We start from the raw sequence: 1,197 nt of genomic DNA, 5'->3' as shown, positions 1-1,197 counted from the left end.
CTCAAAACAGGAGTTCTTGCTGACAAATTCCGGAACGATGTCCTTCATGGCGGCAACAATCTTCATCTGGTCGTAGGTGTAGCTCACATCAATCAGTTTCTGGATGCGCTCCTTCACCTCGTCATAGTCATACTCACGCACCGTGGCAATCATGATCTTATCGTGGTAGGTGGGCTTCGTCAGCTCCTTGACGTTAAGGAGCTCCTCATAAAGCTTCTCGCCGTGGCGGAGACCGGTAAACTCGATTTTCACATCCGTACGCCCGGAAAGGCTGATCATCCGCTTGGCAAGGTCAACGATCTTCACGGGATTCCCCATGTCGAAGATATAGATCTCGCCGCCGTTGCCCATGCTGCCCGCCTCAAGGACAAGACGGCAAGCCTCGGGGATGGTCATGAAGTAGCGGATGATCTCCGGATGGGTCACCGTGACGGGACCCCCACGCTGGATCTGGTCACGGAAACGGGGGATGACAGAACCGTTGGAACCCAATACATTGCCGAAGCGGGTCGTGATGAACTGGGTGGAACGAACGCCCTCCTGCCGCAGCTTGCGGGCAAGGGACTGGACATAAATCTCACAGATACGCTTGGAGCAGCCCATCACGTTCGTCGGGTTCACGGCCTTGTCCGTGGAGATCATGACAAACTTGTCGGCACCGTATTTGACGGCCAGGTCGGCAACCGTACGGGTACCCGACACGTTCACCTGGATGGATTCGGAAACATTGTCCTCCATCATCGGAACATGCTTGTAGGCAGCCGCATGGAAGATATACTGGGGCTTGAACTCACGGAAGATGGACTCCATACGGGTAGCGTTAGAGATGTCCGCAATGATCGTCTCGGCATCGATGTCACGCCAACGGTCCTGAAGCTCCAGGCGGATATCGTGGAGAGGCGTCTCAGCCTGGTCGATCAGAATCAGCTTATAGGGATTGAAGGAGGCCACCTGCCGCATGATCTCGCTGCCGATGGAACCAGCGGCACCCGTAATCATGACGCGCTTGCCCTCCAGGTGGGAGGCAACCTTGTGGATGTCAATCTCGATGGGATTGCGCTGGAGAAGGTCCTCGATCTGGATTTCCTTCAGCTGCGTATGGTTCAGGACCTGGCCGTTCCACTCGCTCAAGGGAGGAGCGGTCATAAGCTTGATGTTATGGGCCAGCAGGCGGTCGGCCATGTCGGACTTCTTGAG

The 1,197-nt window shown here is 55.8% G+C and carries 1 protein-coding gene; it reads right to left on the bottom strand.

Annotated elements, in window-relative coordinates; translation table 11 throughout:
- Window positions 1-1,197 (bottom strand): UDP-N-acetylglucosamine 4,6-dehydratase family protein (locus HMPREF9446_RS12135; RefSeq protein ID WP_039969395.1); only part of this gene is annotated, 1,197 nt, incomplete at both ends.

The sequence above is a fragment of the Bacteroides fluxus YIT 12057 genome (genome assembly GCF_000195635.1).
In the GTDB taxonomy this organism is placed as follows: Bacteria; Bacteroidota; Bacteroidia; order Bacteroidales; family Bacteroidaceae; genus Bacteroides; species Bacteroides fluxus.
The sequence above is the reverse complement of the archived record's forward strand: the minus strand, read 5'-3'. Positions and strand labels throughout refer to the sequence as shown.